This is a genomic window from Sporosarcina aquimarina (assembly GCF_023715615.1).
In the GTDB taxonomy this organism is placed as follows: Bacteria; Bacillota; Bacilli; order Bacillales_A; family Planococcaceae; genus Sporosarcina; species Sporosarcina aquimarina_A.
The window spans coordinates 98,002-115,388 of record NZ_JAMBOM010000001.1 but is presented as its reverse complement, the minus strand read 5'-3'; the positions used below and the strand labels follow the sequence as shown (position 1 = coordinate 115,388).

General features: G+C 44.6%; 17 protein-coding genes. 3 read left to right on the top strand and 14 right to left on the bottom strand.

Annotated elements, in window-relative coordinates; translation table 11 throughout:
- Positions 1 to 2: 2 nt before the first annotated feature.
- From M3197_RS00540 to M3197_RS00530, 3 genes are all read right to left on the bottom strand, one after another.
- Positions 3 to 1,169 carry a saccharopine dehydrogenase family protein gene (locus tag M3197_RS00540; RefSeq protein WP_251658075.1) on the bottom strand — a complete coding sequence of 389 codons (1,167 nt, stop codon included), beginning with the start codon at positions 1,167 to 1,169 and terminating at the stop codon, positions 3 to 5.
- Positions 1,170 to 1,184: 15 nt separating this feature from the next.
- Positions 1,185 to 2,663 carry an aldehyde dehydrogenase family protein gene (locus M3197_RS00535; protein WP_251658074.1) on the bottom strand — a complete coding sequence of 493 codons (1,479 nt, stop codon included), beginning with the start codon at positions 2,661 to 2,663 and terminating at the stop codon, positions 1,185 to 1,187.
- Positions 2,664 to 3,355: 692 nt separating this feature from the next.
- Complete coding sequence (locus M3197_RS00530) at positions 3,356 to 4,897, bottom strand: DHA2 family efflux MFS transporter permease subunit (RefSeq protein WP_251658073.1); 1,542 nt, start codon at positions 4,895 to 4,897, stop codon at positions 3,356 to 3,358.
- 172 nt (positions 4,898 to 5,069) lie between these two features.
- Here M3197_RS00530 and M3197_RS00525 point away from each other — a divergent pair, with 172 nt between their 5' ends.
- Positions 5,070 to 5,978, top strand: a complete 909-nt coding sequence (locus tag M3197_RS00525) for a TetR/AcrR family transcriptional regulator (RefSeq protein WP_251658072.1) — start codon at positions 5,070 to 5,072, stop codon at positions 5,976 to 5,978.
- A gap of 62 nt (positions 5,979 to 6,040) precedes the next feature.
- Positions 6,041 to 6,835, top strand: coding sequence for a TIGR00266 family protein (locus M3197_RS00520; protein ID WP_251658071.1), 795 nt, complete (start codon positions 6,041 to 6,043; stop codon positions 6,833 to 6,835).
- A 414-nt stretch (positions 6,836 to 7,249) separates the two neighbouring features.
- Here the strand turns inward: M3197_RS00520 and M3197_RS00515 are convergent, their stop codons facing one another.
- From M3197_RS00515 to M3197_RS00485, 7 genes are read right to left on the bottom strand one after another with little or no spacing between them, the layout of a single operon-like run.
- On the bottom strand, positions 7,250 to 9,073 hold the full coding sequence (locus M3197_RS00515) for an SEC-C metal-binding domain-containing protein (protein ID WP_251658070.1): 1,824 nt from the start codon (positions 9,071 to 9,073) through the stop codon (positions 7,250 to 7,252).
- Positions 9,074 to 9,110: 37 nt separating this feature from the next.
- Positions 9,111 to 10,127 carry a GTP 3',8-cyclase MoaA gene (gene moaA / locus M3197_RS00510; RefSeq protein WP_251658069.1) on the bottom strand — a complete coding sequence of 339 codons (1,017 nt, stop codon included), beginning with the start codon at positions 10,125 to 10,127 and terminating at the stop codon, positions 9,111 to 9,113.
- 4 nt (positions 10,128 to 10,131) lie between these two features.
- Entirely contained in the window at positions 10,132 to 10,686 is a 555-nt protein-coding gene (locus M3197_RS00505) for a molybdenum cofactor guanylyltransferase (RefSeq protein ID WP_251658068.1), read from the bottom strand.
- Between the two features lie 4 nt (positions 10,687 to 10,690).
- Positions 10,691 to 10,924 (bottom strand): molybdopterin converting factor subunit 1, encoded by a 234-nt coding sequence (gene moaD, locus M3197_RS00500; protein WP_251658067.1) that lies wholly within the window; start codon positions 10,922 to 10,924, stop codon positions 10,691 to 10,693.
- The gene (locus M3197_RS00495; RefSeq protein ID WP_251658066.1) at positions 10,921 to 11,367 is read right to left on the bottom strand and encodes a molybdenum cofactor biosynthesis protein MoaE; all 447 of its coding nucleotides are present in this window, start codon (positions 11,365 to 11,367) and stop codon (positions 10,921 to 10,923) included. Before M3197_RS00495 ends, moaD begins: the two co-directional genes overlap by 4 nt.
- Positions 11,354 to 11,863: a molybdopterin-guanine dinucleotide biosynthesis protein B gene (mobB, locus tag M3197_RS00490; RefSeq protein ID WP_251658065.1), complete on the bottom strand. Its 510-nt coding sequence runs from the start codon at positions 11,861 to 11,863 to the stop codon at positions 11,354 to 11,356. The genes M3197_RS00495 and mobB overlap by 14 nt, the downstream gene beginning before the upstream one ends.
- Positions 11,860 to 13,107 carry a molybdopterin molybdotransferase MoeA gene (locus tag M3197_RS00485; RefSeq protein WP_251658064.1) on the bottom strand — a complete coding sequence of 416 codons (1,248 nt, stop codon included), beginning with the start codon at positions 13,105 to 13,107 and terminating at the stop codon, positions 11,860 to 11,862. Before M3197_RS00485 ends, mobB begins: the two co-directional genes overlap by 4 nt.
- A gap of 66 nt (positions 13,108 to 13,173) precedes the next feature.
- Here M3197_RS00485 and moaC point away from each other — a divergent pair, with 66 nt between their 5' ends.
- On the top strand, positions 13,174 to 13,668 hold the full coding sequence (moaC, locus tag M3197_RS00480; RefSeq protein WP_251658063.1) for a cyclic pyranopterin monophosphate synthase MoaC: 495 nt from the start codon (positions 13,174 to 13,176) through the stop codon (positions 13,666 to 13,668).
- 25 nt (positions 13,669 to 13,693) lie between these two features.
- On the opposite strand, the gene M3197_RS00475 is transcribed toward moaC, so the two are convergent.
- From M3197_RS00475 to M3197_RS00460, 4 genes are all read right to left on the bottom strand, one after another.
- A complete protein-coding gene (locus M3197_RS00475) occupies positions 13,694 to 14,179 on the bottom strand; it encodes a MogA/MoaB family molybdenum cofactor biosynthesis protein (RefSeq protein ID WP_251660026.1) in 486 nt (161 codons plus the stop codon).
- Positions 14,180 to 14,213: 34 nt separating this feature from the next.
- On the bottom strand, positions 14,214 to 15,233 hold the full coding sequence (locus M3197_RS00470; protein ID WP_251658062.1) for a ThiF family adenylyltransferase: 1,020 nt from the start codon (positions 15,231 to 15,233) through the stop codon (positions 14,214 to 14,216).
- A gap of 68 nt (positions 15,234 to 15,301) precedes the next feature.
- Entirely contained in the window at positions 15,302 to 16,792 is a 1,491-nt protein-coding gene (locus M3197_RS00465) for a nitrate/nitrite transporter (RefSeq protein ID WP_251658061.1), read from the bottom strand.
- Between the two features lie 63 nt (positions 16,793 to 16,855).
- Complete coding sequence (locus M3197_RS00460) at positions 16,856 to 17,380, bottom strand: hemerythrin domain-containing protein (RefSeq protein WP_251658060.1); 525 nt, start codon at positions 17,378 to 17,380, stop codon at positions 16,856 to 16,858.
- Between the last annotated feature and the right edge of the window lie 7 nt (positions 17,381 to 17,387).

Below are 17,387 nucleotides of genomic sequence, written 5' to 3'. Positions count from 1 at the left end.
AATTAAAGTGCGGCTTCACCAGTATGAATGGTTTCCGTAATGTGGACGCCACGTTTGCCCATCTCTTCAATATAGAGATCGCCTGGAACAATCGATTCAGGAGGATAAACGCCACGTTTTGTAATGGTCCCTCCACCAATCATTTGGGCGACAACAGAAATCGTATTCGCAGTCGCAAGAGCCATTGCAGTTTCATTCATATCAGTATCTTTGGTTACAGTCATGTTGTACTCATAAGTCGCTGTCATGCCTGAAGCCTCCCCGCTTACGAGGACGCGTAACAATACGGCATCTTTTTTGTCGCCAAGCAGCATTTGAGGCGTGAGATGTTCACGCATGACATCGCGGACACGTAACGGTTTTCCATCAACTTGAATGGTCGATTCACGTGACAACAAGCCAAGATCTACGAGCAATTGGAACTTTTCCGCGTGACCTGGATAACGTAATGTCTTGTACTCAAGTGTGTGGACATCCGGGAATGATTCTATAAGAGTGGAAGTTCCGCCTGATGTATGGAAGGCTTCCATGTCGCCGAATTCATCAAAATGAACAGTTTCAATTTCTGAAAGTGACGGCAGTTCTAGAATTTTTCCGTCTCGTATTACACGCGAAGAATCCGTGTAATGGTCAAATACACCTTCTAATGAAAACACAATGTTGTAGTTAAGTGGAGGTTCTGGATTGACGGGTACGCCCCCGACAAACAAGCGGATGGACTCGACTTTATCCAATTTATCTGCCCCATGGCCTGAAAGGATGTTGATCATCCCTGGTGCGACACCTAGATCTGGGATAAGCGTGACGCCGCGTGCTTCTGCTTGTTCTTTCATCTGAAGAACGGCATCTGTCGCACCACCGATGTGTCCACCGAGATCTACACTATGGACGCCAGCTTCAATCGCTAGTTTTGCGACTTGCTCATTGAATGTATAGAACAATGCATTGATAACGACGTCACCGAGCGAAATGACTTCACTCAATTGCAGTTCATTACGAGCATCGAGTACTAAAACACTGAGTTTGTCTGACAAGAGTTCATCTGCAAAATGCTCCGCTTTTCTAACGTCTTGATCCGCTAAATAGACGGCTGTCACCTCATCATTTTTCACCAAGTCTCGAACGGCTTCTTTCCCCATTAACCCTGCACCTAATACGACGACTTTCATCCAATCAGCCTCCTTTTAGTTGTTATCGATCTGAGCCCGTTGCAACTTGCCACTGAAATCAACGTAAATGCTTTTCCACTCTGTAAAGACGTCGAGCGCCGCAACGCCTGAGTCCCGGTGACCATTGCCCGTTCCCTTCGTTCCGCCAAATGGCAAGTGGATCTCCGCGCCAGTTGTTCCAGCGTTCACGTAGACGATTCCTGTATCAAGGTCACGTTGTGCTTGGAAAATTTTGTTGACGTCTCTTGAGAAAATTGAGCTGGACAAGCCATATACCACACTGTTATTCACTTCAATTGCTTCTTCTAAGCTACTAATTTCAATCAACGAAATAACAGGTCCGAAGATTTCTTCTTGCGCAAGGCGACTATCCGCCGCAACGTCTGTGAAAAGCGTCGGTTCAAAGTAGTGCCCGCCTGTGTAAGGGCCCTCTGTCAGCGTATTTCCGCCTGCCAACAGTTTTGCTCCTTCTTCTTTTCCAACATTGACGTAATAGCTGATTTTTTCGAGTGATATTGCGTTAATGACAGGACCGATTTTGTTCGATTCGTCTGCCCCGTCACCAATCGTCAAGGCTTTCATCGCTTCTAGTAACTTTTTCTCAAGTTCCTGCTTTATATCCGTATGCGCGATGACCCGGCTACATGCCGTGCATCGTTGACCTGCGGTACCAAATGCGCTCCAGAGAATTCCTTCAACTGCTAGGTCAATGTCCGCATCATCCATGACGATAATTGCGTTTTTGCCGCCCATTTCAAGCGAGACTTTCTTCAAATGACGACCGCCCAGTTCTGCGACACGTCTCCCTGTTTCCGTTGAGCCTGTGAATGAAACAACACGGACATCCGGATGCTCGATCATCGCTGTTCCAACTGTGCCGCCACTTCCGAATACGACGTTTGCCACACCAGCAGGTAAGCCGGCTTCCTCAAAGATGAGCGCCATTTCATACGCCATCATCGGTGTTTCTGTCGCAGGTTTCCAGATGAATGTGTTGCCCGCAACGATTGCCGGGAACGACTTCCACGTAGCAATCGCAACCGGGAAATTCCACGGAGTGATTAAACCCACAACGCCGATTGGTGCACGAACACTCATCGCGAATTTGTTATCGAGTTCAGACGGCACTGTTTCCCCGAAAAGCCGTCGACCTTCGCCTGCCATATAATAGGCCATGTCAATGCCTTCTTGAACTTCACCGCGCGCTTCTTCTATGACTTTCCCCATTTCTTTTGTGAGTACTTGAGAAAGATGCTCTTTCTTTTCAATCATGATGCGTCCAATTTCATATAAGTAATCTGCCCGTTTCGGTGCAGGAACCCGTGCCCATTTCTTTTGAGCGGCTTTCGCTGCAGCGACTGCTTGGTTGACGTCATCCGCTGTCGATAGACGCACGTCAGCTATTGTTTTTCCGTTCGCTGGGTTTTTTACTGCTGTATAGTCCGCTCCTGTATCTGTTCCCCATTGTCCGTTGATGTAGTTGTTCAGTTTCATTGCTGCATTCCCCTTTCCAAATAGGTTGATAGATTTGTAAGCCCTTTCATACTCTATTCGACAGCAACTAGATATTTCCTTTCATTTGAATTGTGAAGATTCTGATCACATTGTTCATGTTATGAGCGTTTACTGGAGTTTATGAGCACTTCCCAGGATTTATGAGCACTTTCACGAGTTTATGAGCACTTCTCAAGGTTTATGAGCACTTTCAGAGGTTTATGAGCACTTCTCAAGATTTATGAGCACTTTCACGAGTTTATGAGCACTTCTCAGGGTTTATGAGCACTTCTCAGGGTTTATGAGCACTTTCACAAGTTTATTAGCATTTCTCAAGGTTTATGAGCACTTTCACGAGTTTATGAGCACTTTCACAAGTTTATGAGCATTTCTCCAGATTTATGAGCACTTTCACAAGTTTATGAGCATTTCTCAAGGTTTATGAGCACTTTCACAGGTTTATGAGCACTTCTCAGGATTTATGAGCACTTTCACAAGTTTATGAGCACTTCTCAAGATTTATGAGCACTTTCACAAGTTTATGAGCACTTCTCAAGATTTATGAGCACTTTCACAAGTTTATGAGCACTTTCACGAGTTTATGAGCAACTAACAAGACTGTTCAGCTATCCTTCGAACAAACTGCATACAAAAAACCCTTTACTGAATTTTTTCCAGTAAAGGGCTTGTAATTATGCTTTTTTGTCATTTGATTGTGCTACAGCTGGTGATTCAGTCATTGCTTGTTCATTGAGCTTCGGCGGTTTAACACGCTTGATGAAGAACGTTAAGACAAGCGCCACTCCAGCAATTATCGTGGAGATGAAGAACGAATGGTTAATACCATCCAGTTGGGCTTGCTGACCTACTTGCACTTTAAATGCTGCCAACCCTGCTGCATCCGTCGGGATATTCCCTGATACTGCTGCATCTTGCGCAATTTGGGCACCTGATGATTCAGCGCGTTTCGTCATAACGGTTAACAAAATTGCGGAACCAATCGCACCGGACACTTGCTGAACGGTACTGTTCATCGCAGTACCATGTGGATTCGAAACCATTGGCAACTGATTCATACCATTCGTCATAATCGGCATTGTAACCATTGACAGACCAAACATCCGAGCTGTGTAAATGGCCATCAATTCGTAATAACCTGTATCCATTTGTAGCTGGCTGAGCAGATAGGTTGTAAGGACTGTAATGGAAAGACCGGTAATCGCGAGTCCTTTCGGTCCATATTTATCAAACAACTTCCCTGTAATTGGGGACATGAACCCCATGAGAACCGCACCCGGTAACATGAGCAATCCAGAATCGAGTGGTGAAATATGGCGTACACTCTGTACGTAAAGTGGTGTTAGGATCATCCCTGAGAACATTGCTACTGATACGACAACTGAAATTACAGAAGACAATGCGAACATTGGATATTTGTAAATACGGAAGTCAAGCATTGGTTCTGACTTATTTAATTGGCGCGTCACGAATACTACTAAAGCAATCGCACCGATGATAATGGTTCCAAGAACCTCAAGCGATATCCATCCTTTACTTCCTGCAGAACTAAATCCATACAACAAGCCACCAAACCCAATACTTGAGAGGACAATTGAAAAAATATCTACTTTAACTGGTTTGTTTGGTGTGATGTTGCGAAGTTTAATCATTGCAAAGACAATTGTAAATAAGGCTATCGGTAAGACGATGATGAACAATGCGCGCCATGAATAATGTTCAACGATGAAGCCCGAGAGAGTCGGTCCAATTGCAGGAGCCGTAAACATGACGAGTCCAAAATAGCCGAGTGCCTGCCCGCGTTTTTCAATTGGAAAAGCAACGAGCATTACGTTCATTAATAGTGGCATAAGCAAAGCGGCACCTGCTGCTTGGATCATCCGTGCGGCTACTAATAACGCGAAGTTCGGCGTGATAATCGCCAAAAATGTACCTAAAGAAAATAGAGTCATTGCTGTCAAAAATAGATTACGGTTCTTGAATTTGAGAATGAAAAAAGCACTGGCTGGCATCATAATACCGCCGACAAGCATGTAGCCAGTCGTCAGCCATTGCACTTGCGAAGGGTCTATCTTAAATTCATCCATAATTGTAGGGAGCGCAATATTAAGCAATGTATTGTTCAGTATTGCGACAAATGCACCTATGAATAGGATGATGATAATGCCATAGGGCGGCTTTTCGTGCATTTTCTTAATATGGTCTTTATTTTCCATCTATTAATTCCTCCATTTAGCTGTTAATTCTCATCTTAAAAACATCATGAAGAATAGTTTATACTCATAGTCCAAAAAAATCAATAAAAAAATATTAACGATGAAAATTCGTTGATAAATGTACATTTCGATAGTAGACTAGCGGTATATTTACAAACAAAAAGGTGATGTGATGAACGAACGAAAATTGAAAGTAATTCTAGCTGCACAACAAGTATTTCAAGAAAAAGGGATTATTGCTACTTCAGTTCAAGATATCTTAACTGCAGCTGGTATTTCTAAAGGGACTTTTTATAATTATTTCACTTCAAAAAATGAATGCTTGTTAGCTATTTTGGAAATGGCAAATGAAGAATCCATTACGAGAAGACGAAAATTACTACTAGGGCAAGACCGTACAGATAAAACCATTTTAGCCTTGCAAATTGTTACCCGCGCACATGTCGATCGAGAACGAAATTTACTTCCTATCTATGAAGCAGTCTTCTTTTCTAAAGACGACGAAATGAGAACTTTTGTGAGAAAACAATATCTATCTGAAATCTCCTGGCTATCGGGACGGTTACTTGAAGTTTATGGGCCTGAATCGGGGCCATATCGAGTAGATGGTGCAGTGATGCTTGTCGGTATGATGCAACACATTCATCATTTCGTAAAAATAGGTGGCCGAGAAAAAAATACGTTTAATTACGATCAACTTGTTCCATTTACCATCCGACGACTTGACGATATTATGGCAGGCATGATAGCCGGTGAGGACAAATTGCTTGGAAAGGCTCTTCTGGAAAAGTTAACGTATACAGACAATGAAGATATTAAAGATGTGATAATGAAAGAATTACGTCTTATGCTTACTCGATTCGAGAAAAATCGTGAAGAAAAAGGAATAGAATTTGTATCATTTCTATTAGAAGAACTAGTTACTGGTAATTGTGGTCCAACTATTTTGGAATCCGTTACGATTTCGTTCGAAGCACATTATTCCTCCACAATGTACGCCGAGGAAATCTCTAAGTTGTGTGGCCAAATTAATATTTTGGCAAACCTACGATCAAAAGGGGCTCTGAATACAGATAATTGAAACCTTCCCTTTGTCTATAGCGTATAACTGAGTAACAAATTTAAATCTCGGAGGAACTGATAATGAATAATCACGAAATCGATTACAAGATCCACGGCGATGATATGCAGTTTGTAGAAGTTGAGCTAGATCCACAGGAAACTGTAGTAGCAGAAGCTGGTGCACTTATGATGATGGAAGACCACATTGAAATGGAGACGATATTCGGTGATGGTTCAGCCAGTGATGGTGGATTGTTTGGCAAAATCATGGGAGCAGGAAAGCGCGTGCTAACAGGTGAAAGCTTGTTTATGACAACATTCACAAATACTGGATCCGGAAAGCGTCATGTGTCATTCGCCTCTCCTTATCCTGGAAAGATAATTCCGATGGATTTAAGTGAACATAGTGGGAAAATCATTTGTCAGAAGGATGCATTTCTAGCAGCAGCTAAAGGGGTGTCTGTAGGAATCGAGTTTCAACGTAAGCTCGGCACAGGATTCTTTGGTGGTGAAGGGTTCATTATGCAGAAGTTGGAAGGCGATGGTCTAGCATTTGTCCATGCAGGTGGGACAATTATTGAGAAGAAACTTCAGCCAGGTGAATCATTACGTGTCGATACAGGCTGTCTTGTTGCGATGACACATGATGTGGATTACTCAATCGAGACAGTCAAAGGAGTGAAAACCGCACTTTTTGGTGGGGAAGGATTGTTCTTCGCAACGCTTCGAGGACCAGGAACTGTATGGATACAATCACTTCCGTTCTCTCGTCTTGCAAGCCGGGTATTCGCTTCTGCTCCTCAAGTGCCAGGAGGTAGTTCTAAAGGGGAAGGTAGTATTGCTGGTGGATTGTTCGATTTGTTGGGCGGAAAATGAGTTGTAAATCATAATGAAAAGCTGTCCTCAAGTGCGGACAGCTTTTTTTGATCGTTTAATGGAGTTTATGAGCAGTATCCCATTATTATGAGCACTCTATGCCATTCAAGATGGACGCCGCACAATTCATCTACTGTCAGAAGAGGGTTTTTGAACTTAGTGCTCTTTACCAATCAAATCTTTTACGTTCTTTACTGCCAGTTTGCAGTACCTTGTTTGACACCTATCATCCCGTTCCGCATGAGAATGAGAATAATTGGTGGTGTGGCGTTTCATTTATTTCTCTCAAGGTGATTCATTTGAACTCGTAGTTTCAGAATTGAGCTGATGTGCCGTCTTAATTTATGATCATTTTTTGGGTTTATGAGCACTTTCCATGCCTCGTTCAAACTTTTTAACTCTCTTCTTCACCCATTATCCCTTCAAACCACTTGGTCCATTCAATAACAACCAAATATAGCGCGCCTCCTCTTTACTTCCTGATTCAAGACGCTCATGACGTGGATAATCTATCGTTTGAGCACGGAATGCCATCAAGTGCATAACGTTGCCGTTTGCCGCAGATGCTTTCTTCAACATATCTGCCTCTTCTTCAGATTCTCCACTAGTCGCCTCGTTTTCGAGTTTCCAATCCAAGTATAAATACGTGGCATCATTTTCAGAACCGCGCTCGTAGCGCACTAATAGCTCACCTGCTTCATTGAAACGGTGTGCATGAATTAACGATGCAATCGCTTCATAGCGCGCCCCTTGGTTGTCTGTCGTATTCATGCGAACGAGATCCAAGAACACTTCTGCAGCTTCGTTGAACTCTCCGTGCATGAACAAATGAGTCCCATATGCAAACGCCGCCCGCATGAACGGTCGGTTCGGGATATTCTGCCAGGGATTTTCACCTGCTTCAAAACGTTTGCTCGCCTCTCGGATTGCCTGCTCATAAAGCTCGTTCGCCCTCTCCACGTCTTTTTCTGTTTCTGCTTTCAGCAATAGCCCATCAGACAAGTCCGGTACAATGGACAACGCTGAATCCGCTAATTTCCGGCGCGTTTCTTCGTTTTCTGTAGTGAACGCTTCATAAGCAAGTCGCTGAGCACGCCCTTCATCTACCCCAGGACGTCGTTCAGGTTCAACAACTCCAGAAGTGGTCATCGCTGTTTCCCACAACTCCGACTCTGTAGGTCTTGGATCTGTACCAATCTCATAGATAGCAAGTGCTGCAGCGTTTCCATCTGTCATCATTGCATCATACAAGTCTTTCAACTCAGTCGAGAAGTGTTCAACCATAACCGTATCTTCTGCCTGTTCAAACGAACTCTCGTGTTTCACCAGTGATAACGACTGTCCGACTTGAAGTGAAGCTTGTACGAACGCAGACACATCCAGTTCAGCATCATCTGTCATTTCGGTATTTAAAAAGTATGCAACCGCCAATTTCTGAAGCATTTCTCTGACATCTGCAGACTCATCTGCTTTTGCAAGCTGTTCGTCAAGCTGTTTCAATGCCGTCAACTGCACCGGTGCAAGTACATCTTCAATCATTTCATTCATCGAAGCCATGCTGCGTTTTACGAGCAGCTCGTATATTTCAAGTGTATGCTTGCGGATGAATTCTGCTGGCGACTGATCAGATGATTTCTCCCATAGCTCAAGCAATGATTTTTTCGTCTGTTTGCTCCATTTGGCTAAAAACAGCATGGATGAAACCGGTGCTACTGCATTGTCACCACGGCGGGTATCTGGAAGTACAACGCCAAACAGCAATGTACCTTCATCTGCTGGCATTCCCTCTATGCGCGCAAGTTCAATTACATCGCCAGTCAATAACTTTGTAATCTCCAACGCATTGGGCTTCGCCGCCGTAATTTCACCAAGTAGCATAAACGGCTCTTCCCACTTCTTAAGAACGTCCTGTACCGTTCCACGAGCCGCAGCGGGTTGTTGCTTGCGTATATACTCTTTCCATTGGGAATTGTCTTCTATGAATAAATAAAATTCAGAAGCCGCCTCTTCTATATGTGCCGGCTCCCAACTGCCGCGCAGTTTTTCAGCCCACTGACGCATGAGAAGCATCATGGATTGTCGCTTGTCCCCTGTTGGATATGTATCGAAAAATTGACTAAGAATACGATCGAGCTCTTCATTGACTACAGCACTAAGCAGATCATCGCCAACTTTCCCACAGCATTTTTTATACTTTTTACCACTGCCGCATGGGCATGGTTCGTTTCTTCCAGTCATGTACAAATCCCCCCCGACTATTCAAGGGAGCTGTTGGTCAGCCCCCGATATAACTCATGTTAATCTTTTTATTTTTACGATTTTTCACCGTTTGTTCTGTACGTTCATCCGAATAACGATCTCCACGGTTTTCCCATACACCCGTTACAGCTGCAACAAGTTCTTCGTCTGTAGCACCCTCACGAATAAGCGCGCGGACATCGAATCCTTCTGATGCAAACAAACATGTAAACAACTTACCTTCAGATGAAAGACGAGCACGTGTGCACGATGAACAGAATGATTCGGATACCGATGTGATGAAACCAACTTCTGCTCCATTGTCTTTATAGCGCCAGCGCTTCGCTACTTCACCATAATATTCTTCTTCAACTGGCTCAAGTTCATGGACAGTTTGTAGACGTTCCAGTATTTCTTTCTTAGTCACGACCTTTTCAAAACTCCACCCATTGTCATTGCCAACGTCCATAAATTCAATGAATCGCAACGTGATACCACGCTCTTTAAAGTATTTAGCCATCGGTAAAATTTCTTGTTCATTGGTTCCCTTTTTCACGACCATGTTCATCTTTATGGTAAACCCTAAAGCGTGTGCCTTATCAATATTTTTCAGGATGACTTCGGGTTTGACCCCTCGACCGTTCATGTCCCCGAATAATTCCGAATCCAGTGCATCTAGACTAATATTCAACCTTCGTAAGCCCCCATCGTAAAGAGGTTCTGCATATTGACCTAATAAAACAGCGTTTGTTGTGAGGCCGATATCTTCAATTCCTTCAATTTGCACAAGTTTCTCCACAAGGTCGGGAAGTCCTCGTCTCATGAGTGGTTCGCCGCCTGTTAGTCGTAACTTCTTCACACCCAGTTTCGAAAAGAGCTGAGCGAGGCGTTCAATTTCTTCAAACGACAACAACTCATTTTTCGGGAGGAATACATAATCGTCCCCAAAAATCTCTTTCGGCATGCAATAGGAGCATCTGAAGTTGCAACGGTCTGTCACGGATATTCTCAAATCACGAATCGGACGGCCAAATTTATCTGTTATCGGCTCCATGTTGTCATCTCCCCTCAAGTTGTCCAGGACTATTTACATTAACAAAAAGGGATGGCTTCTTTCCCAATAACGCTTGTCCATCCACCCAATGTTGAATGAGCGGTCGGACACTTCGGTTCCCCATCTCGAGCGAAGAGCGGATCATCGGTTCCGCCTCCTTGCTCCAAATGGAGAGAAGCGGGTGTAACTTGCCGACTTCTTCAATCGCAACGGCCGTATAGCCCGTCCTATGATTCATTAACTCCCGGATAATCGAGTCATCTGCAAACGGAACATCACACGGCAGCACCGCATACCATTCGCTTTGAATGGTATTCATTCCCGTTAAAACCCCTGCGAGTGGACCTTGTCCCGCAAACTCCTGCAAATCCGTGACGACATGCCATGTACTAGGAAACCGATTAACGTCTTCTGGTCTAGCAACGACTACAACTTGCTTGCAATGGGGCGTTAACGCAGCAATCGCATACTCGTAAAAGCACTTTCCATTGTGCGTTGCGAATGCTTTTGGTGAACCATATCGTCTCGACTGACCCCCTGCTAATACAATGCCAATCACGACATCAACCTCCACTGACTGGTGGAATGAAAGCACATTCATCACCTGAACGAATGACGTCTTCAGGAAGTGCATATTCTTCATTCACCGCCACTTGAATATCGTCTTTTCCAAACCCGGGATAGGTTTCTTCAGCCCAGTCCAACAGCTCTTGCACCGTCATCTGTTCACGGTCCAACATTTCTTGACCTTTTCCAGCAAGCTCTCTTAGTCTGGCAAAATATTGAACGCGAATCATACAGAATCCACTCCTTTTTCAGGATATTTCTTTTGGGCGCCTAACCACTCTTCGCCGTCTTCCCAAACCTCTTTTTTCCAGATTGGAACAACTTCTTTAATACGCTCAATTGCGTATTCATTCGCTTCATAGGCAGCTTTTCGGTGCGGAGATGAAACCGCGATCACAACAGCAATATCCGAAATGTGCAATTCCCCGATGCGATGCGCAATCGCAACTTTGACCCCTGGCCATTTCGTTTCTATTTCCGCACCGATTTCAGCAAGTTTTTTTTCTGCCATTGGTACATACGCTTCGTAAGCTAAATACACCGTCCGTACGCCGTGCGTCCATTCCCGAACGTGACCCGTGAACAATGTGACCGCGCCTGCACCCGCATGGAGTACGTAATCGCAATATACTTGCGGATCAATCGGTGCTTCTACTACTTCAAATGGTTTCATGATGATCCTCCTTATTCAGCCAATCAGTGAACCAGTTCTCGAGTTTCACCGAATCATCTCGATCTTTGATAATCGAGTATTCACTGTGCACAACCTCTCCAATAACAAGCTGAATTCCTTCAAGTTCTTGCAATGTATCCCAGTCTTCGCTGCTGCGAACGAGAACAACCTTCGCGCCGGGCTCATCCTTATAGCCTTCAATCAGCAACACGTCTGGCGAATCGTATGTAACTAGCGCTTTTAATGCGGGAAATGAGGGCTCATTGTTTAATAAAAGCTGAGCACTGCCACCGCCTGCCACTAGTGTCGCATCCGCGCCATTTTCGAAAAAACGACCGGTATCGGTTTCTACAGAATGCAACTCAATCTGTCCCCCGTGACCATGATGCTTCAACACAGCGACCGCAAGCCCTCTCCCTTTCAAAACACCGATCCAACGTTCTAGCAGAGTCGTCTTTCCGCTGTTTTTATAGCCAACAATATGGAGGGTCTTCAAAGCACCCAATCCTCCACACCTTGTTCAGCGCCAATTAGCAATAAGTCTACTTCATCGCCTGTAGAATAGCCTCTCGTTCCACTTGGTAATACAATCAGACAGTTTCCTCTCGCAATCGATGACACTGCGTTGGATTTATTGAACCCTGCAGGAGCTGCCGTTACACCCTTTTCAGTCATTTGCCAAACCGCGCGGACAAATCGAGTGAACGGATTCGGTTTTGTAATATCTTCTGCTAATGTGGCTTTTAAATAGGGCAGGTATGGTGCTGTGCATCCCATCATTGAAAGTAAGGCAGGACGTGCAAACAGTTCAAACCCTGTAAAACAAGCTGAAGGGTTTCCGGAAAGTCCGAACAAGAACTTGTCCCCTAGGACTGCAACCGTCGTCACACTTCCCGGGCGCATGGCAACTTTGTTGAACAACACTTTTGCCCCTAACCGTTCATAGATTGCAGGTAAATAATCGAAATCTCCGACTGAAACGCCACCTGTTGTAATGAGTGCATCCGTTTCTTGCAGCGCACGCACAATCACTTCTGTGCATGCATCCAAGTCGTCTGAGGAAGTGCCATACGATTTGAATGGTATGCCTAGTCGCTCAAGTTGCGCTTTCACCATTGGACCATTGGAGTTTCTAATTTTACCTGGCACTAAATCATTCGACACGTCCAACAATTCTGTTCCTGTCGACAAAACCCCTACGACTGGCTGCCGATAAACCGCTACATCTGCATATCCAAATGTCGCAAGCAATGCAATCGTACCTGCGTGAATGAAAGTTCCCGCTGGAATCAGCATCTCGCCTTTCGAAGCATCTTCCCCTTCACATGAGATATTTTCTCCCGTTTCAAAAGGTTTTCTGATCGTAAATCCTTCTTCAGTTTCAACCGTCTGTTCAAACATCACGACAGCGTCTGCACTTTCAGGAATTTGAGCACCTGTCATTATTCGATATGCTTCATGAGCGCCCACCGGCTGTTCGCCCACAGAGCCCGCGCCAATCTCACCAATGACTTTAAATGCCACGCGGTTGTCCCCTGATGCGCCACTGCTGTCTTCCGCTCGAATTGCAAATCCATCATACGGTGACCGGTCAAAAGGCGGGACATTGTGACGCGCAACAATCGGATCTGCCAGTATACGGCCCATAGACTGTTCCAAGGTAATCGTTTCGGTTGTTAACCGGTGAACGTGACCCATTACTTGCGCTACTGCTTCGGCTACTGGGATTGGCTTTCTCATCTCCACTAAAAGCACCTGCTTTCTTCTGTTATACTGAGTGTATCAGAGTTGAAAGGAATGATTCGAATGTCTGAACTCACTCATTTTAATGACCAAGGACGTGCACGAATGGTCGATGTATCCGACAAATCTATTACATCCCGAACTGCTGTTGCAAGTACATCCATCCTTGTCAATGAAACGATTTACAATCAAATTAAAGACGGTAAAAATAAAAAAGGCGATGTCTTCGCAGTGGCACAAGTCGCTGGGATTATGGCGGCTAAAAATACGGCAACCATCATTCCAATGTGTCATCCACTTCCTCTAACCGGCGTTGACATCCGATTTGAATGGAATATCGATGAATCCGCACAACACTATGAAGTACTCATTCGTTCAGAGGTGAAAACGACGGGACTCACTGGCGTTGAAATGGAAGCACTCACAGCTGCATCAGTGACTGCCTTAACGGTGTACGACATGTGTAAAGCAGCCGGCAAAGAAATGGTCATCGGCCCTACAATGCTTCAATCTAAAACAGGCGGAAAAAACGGTGATTATACAAGGACGGATGCGTAAACTCGCTTCCGTTTTTTTATATCCCTTACAAATGCTTCGTTAACTCATAGTGAATGTGCAATAGCTCCGGCATAACAAGGCGATCCATCGCAAGCGCCACTGCTTTTACAGACCCTGGTAACGCAAACAGAACTTTTTCTCCGACAGCTCCAGCAGCTGCACGACTTAACAGCGCTTTCGAGCCGACATCCTCTGCATAACTGATATAGCGGAACAACTCTCCAAAACCGGTTAATTCTTTTGTGAAAAACGGTCGGATCGTTTCAATTGTCACATCCCGATAGCTGATACCGGTTCCCCCAGTGATGATAATCGCATTCGCATCCTTTTTGCCAATCCATGACTCCACCGCTTTTAAAATTGCGTTTTTATCATCCGGACAAATGATGCGAGCAATGACTTCATGCCCGGCCTCTTCTACCTTTTCTCTGATCAATCTTCCGCTATTGTCATCTTGTTCTGTGCGTGTATCGCTAACTGTCAACACACATACATTCAATTTCCTCTTCATTTCTGAGTTCCCTTTTTGCACATCAATTCTCCCCTTATCCAAACAGCTGGTGATAGATTTTGCGCCCTTTCCTGATATCCTTCAACCCATGAATGAGCAGTCTTCCATTTGAGAACCCTACACATCGATACCCTTCTGCGTAAAACTCTACAAAAAACGGGGTATGCTTTTCCACTGTTCCAAGACGGTCTGCAACGCGATAGACATCATCTCCTGTCAACTTACGCTCAGCAGCCGGGATGATTTGCACCGTTTCCCTTCCGCACAATACGGCGTAGTGGGTGCCTGCATCGGAATTCAAGGAAGGGTATGTAGGAGTACTTCCACACGTTTCACACGCTTCCTTTTTTAAGCGTGTGATACCGGCTTCCACTTGTGTATGATGCCAAATATCTGTGTGTAACAATTTTGTACGCATCGCTTCTTCGTTCCCTGTTAGCCACTTTAGAGCTTCTGTACTTTGATGTGCTGCTGTGAGTTGAACAGCTGGTGCAATAATTCCCGTAGTATCACAGGTTTCATTGACAGAAGGAAGTACTGGCAACAAACATCTGAAGCATGGCGTTTTCTCCGGGACGAATGGAAATATGCTGCTGGAACTTCCGACACATGCTCCATAAATCCATGGAATACCATGTTTCCATGCGAAGTCATTCAGTAATAACCTAGCTTCAAAGTTATCGGTCGCATCCAATAAGATATCTGCATCCTGCGCATACCGCTCCAAAAGTTGTCCATCAACATGATCAAGCAACGGAACGAGTGTCACATCACTGCGAATCGCACGCAGTCTTGCTTCTGCAGCAATCACTTTCGGCACGCCTTGAACAGCATCCTGCTCTATGAACAGTTGTTGTCTTTGCAGATTCGAAGGCTCTACATAATCCCGATCCGCTATCGTCAGTTTCTGAATACCTGCACGCACAAGTGTCTCTGCAATTGCCGACCCAAGTGCCCCACATCCGAGGACAAACACGTGGGAGTTTTCCAATTTTCTTTGCCCTGTCTGTCCAATCGGATTGAACAAAACTTGTCTTGAGTAACGTTGTTCCAAAATACGCACCTTCTTTTCGCGTAAAGTAAGCAGAGGACCGCCAGTCGAATCGACCGGCCGTCCCCGTTTTAAGCTCTGGTTATATCGCTGAATGTTCCAACGTATCGGGTTACGTCACCATCATTATTTTTAATGGCATTGATGGTTAGCAGCTCTAGATATTCAGAACCATCTCTCCGTTTGTTCCATATCTCGCCTTGCCAAGATCCTTCGTTTCCAATGACGCTCCACATAGATGTGTAGAACTCCTTGGATTGCTTGCCTGAACTGAGGACATTCGGGTTTTTCCCAATGACTTCATCTGAAGGATATCCTGTCAACCGGGTAAAGGCAGGATTCACCGATAAAATCTTTCCGGATGCATCTGTGACAAGAATCCCTGAACCTGTCGAGTCAAATACTTCTTTTGCGGTAGACAGACGGTCCATGTAATAGAGCCAGATGACGAGGACTAAACTAACGAGTGCAAACTGGGCAAATGCCATGAACCCAATTGAGTACGACCCTGTCATTGAATGTACCGCAGATAAGAGTAAGGGCGGGAAGAATCCACCGAGACCACCCATCATCGAAACAATACCATTCGCTGTTCCCGCTTGTTTACTGAAGTAAAACGGAACAAGTTTAAAAATAACACCATTTCCGATACCAGCTGTTAGGGCAATGAGCATGATTCCAATCGTATATAGCAAGATTGAGGGTGAGAACGCAAGTAGAACGGCAGCAAATGTCAGTCCTGCAAAAACACCCATTAATAGGAATAGTGGTTGGAAGCGATCAGCAAGCCACCCGCCCACTGGACGGAACAACGTAGCGACAATGATGAAGCCTGCTGTCCGCATTCCTGCATCGACTTTTTCCAACTCAAAGTAATCGACCAGGAAGTTCGGCAAGAAGATTGTAAACGCAACAAACGCTCCAAATGTGATGAAATAGAATAACGAAAAGAACCATAGTTTTTCATTTTTATAGACGCCTTTGATTTGTCCGATCATCGATGTCTTCACTTTAGGTTCTTTGCGATCACCGAGTACGAAGTTCAATGCCGCGAACGCAAGCAATAGAATTAGATAGAATTTGACAGTAGCACTCCATCCAAACTGAACCGCCAAGACAGGTGCTGCAAACGTTGTAACAGCTGTACCGACGTTCCCCATTCCATAGATTCCGTTGACCAAGCCATGTTTTTCTTTTGGATAGTACTTCGGCAGTGAAGTAACCCCAACAGAGAATACGGCACCCCCGATTCCGAGGAACGTTCCGCCAATGATCAAGTCAGTAAATGATGATGCAGCACTTATGTAGAACACTGGAAATAGTAACAGGATGAAACTCACTGCAAAGATAATCCTTGCTCCAAAAACGTTTGCATAATAGCCAAGCGGAATGCGCAAGATCGAACCGAGAACGACTGGAACTGCAGTGACAATCGCAACACGTGATGCTGGGATTGCAACGTCTTCACGAATGAATGGAAGCAGCGACGAAATAAGTACCCATACCATGAAACCTACGACTAAGTTTGCCGTTTGCAACGGCAATTGCACTTTTTTAATCATCCATATCAGTCCATTTCTATAGAGAATGAAAGGCTCTTTTAGATCCGATATTTCCTGTTCCACTTACACAATTGGTGTATATAACTTTTCGAATAACGCATCTTGCTGCTCAATTCGCAACATCGATTCCACCATCGGAAATACAATCGATTCTTCCTTGATGAAATGCACAGTAATTGCTTCAAAAGCTTCTCCTGCGTCTTTTGCAACGGCTTTAAGATCTTTCAGTGACAAGTCATCCAAACTTCCCCGCGTATGGTGAAAGAAATGTCCGATGTAGGCATCCAACTCTTCATGCTCTTCTTCAACTGCCTTGACTGGACCCTGATCTCCTCCGATGTATTGCGCAAGCTCAGGAAACAAAATGTCTTCTTCCTTTTCTGTATGATTCTTAAACGGTTCGATAAACTCAATTAGCGCTTTCCGCAATGAGGCAATAGCTTCACGAGCTTCTTCAAGTGAGTAAATATTCCGTTCGAATCCTAGAACAATCGGATGCCAATTATCCATTAAATACGTTAAGTACTGATGCTCGTTTTCCAACACCTGCAACGCAGGCAAATCGAATTTGAATCGCTTAGATTCCATGACGAAG

Coding starts and splice junctions, on each gene's coding strand:
- M3197_RS00540 (WP_251658075.1), bottom strand. CDS start 1,169: ATGAAAGTCGTCGTATTAGGTGCAGGGTTAATGGGGAAAGAAGCCGTT.
- M3197_RS00535 (WP_251658074.1), bottom strand. CDS start 2,663: ATGAAACTGAACAACTACATCAACGGACAATGGGGAACAGATACAGGA.
- M3197_RS00530 (WP_251658073.1), bottom strand. CDS start 4,897: ATGGAAAATAAAGACCATATTAAGAAAATGCACGAAAAGCCGCCCTAT.
- M3197_RS00525 (WP_251658072.1), top strand. CDS start 5,070: ATGAACGAACGAAAATTGAAAGTAATTCTAGCTGCACAACAAGTATTT.
- M3197_RS00520 (WP_251658071.1), top strand. CDS start 6,041: ATGAATAATCACGAAATCGATTACAAGATCCACGGCGATGATATGCAG.
- M3197_RS00515 (WP_251658070.1), bottom strand. CDS start 9,073: ATGACTGGAAGAAACGAACCATGCCCATGCGGCAGTGGTAAAAAGTAT.
- moaA (WP_251658069.1), bottom strand. CDS start 10,127: ATGGAGCCGATAACAGATAAATTTGGCCGTCCGATTCGTGATTTGAGA.
- moaD (WP_251658067.1), bottom strand. CDS start 10,924: ATGATTCGCGTTCAATATTTTGCCAGACTAAGAGAGCTTGCTGGAAAA.
- M3197_RS00495 (WP_251658066.1), bottom strand. CDS start 11,367: ATGAAACCATTTGAAGTAGTAGAAGCACCGATTGATCCGCAAGTATAT.
- M3197_RS00485 (WP_251658064.1), bottom strand. CDS start 13,107: ATGAGAAAGCCAATCCCAGTAGCCGAAGCAGTAGCGCAAGTAATGGGT.
- moaC (WP_251658063.1), top strand. CDS start 13,174: ATGTCTGAACTCACTCATTTTAATGACCAAGGACGTGCACGAATGGTC.
- M3197_RS00475 (WP_251660026.1), bottom strand. CDS start 14,179: ATGAAGAGGAAATTGAATGTATGTGTGTTGACAGTTAGCGATACACGC.
- M3197_RS00465 (WP_251658061.1), bottom strand. CDS start 16,792: ATGATTAAAAAAGTGCAATTGCCGTTGCAAACGGCAAACTTAGTCGTA.
- M3197_RS00460 (WP_251658060.1), bottom strand. CDS start 17,380: ATGGAATCTAAGCGATTCAAATTCGATTTGCCTGCGTTGCAGGTGTTG.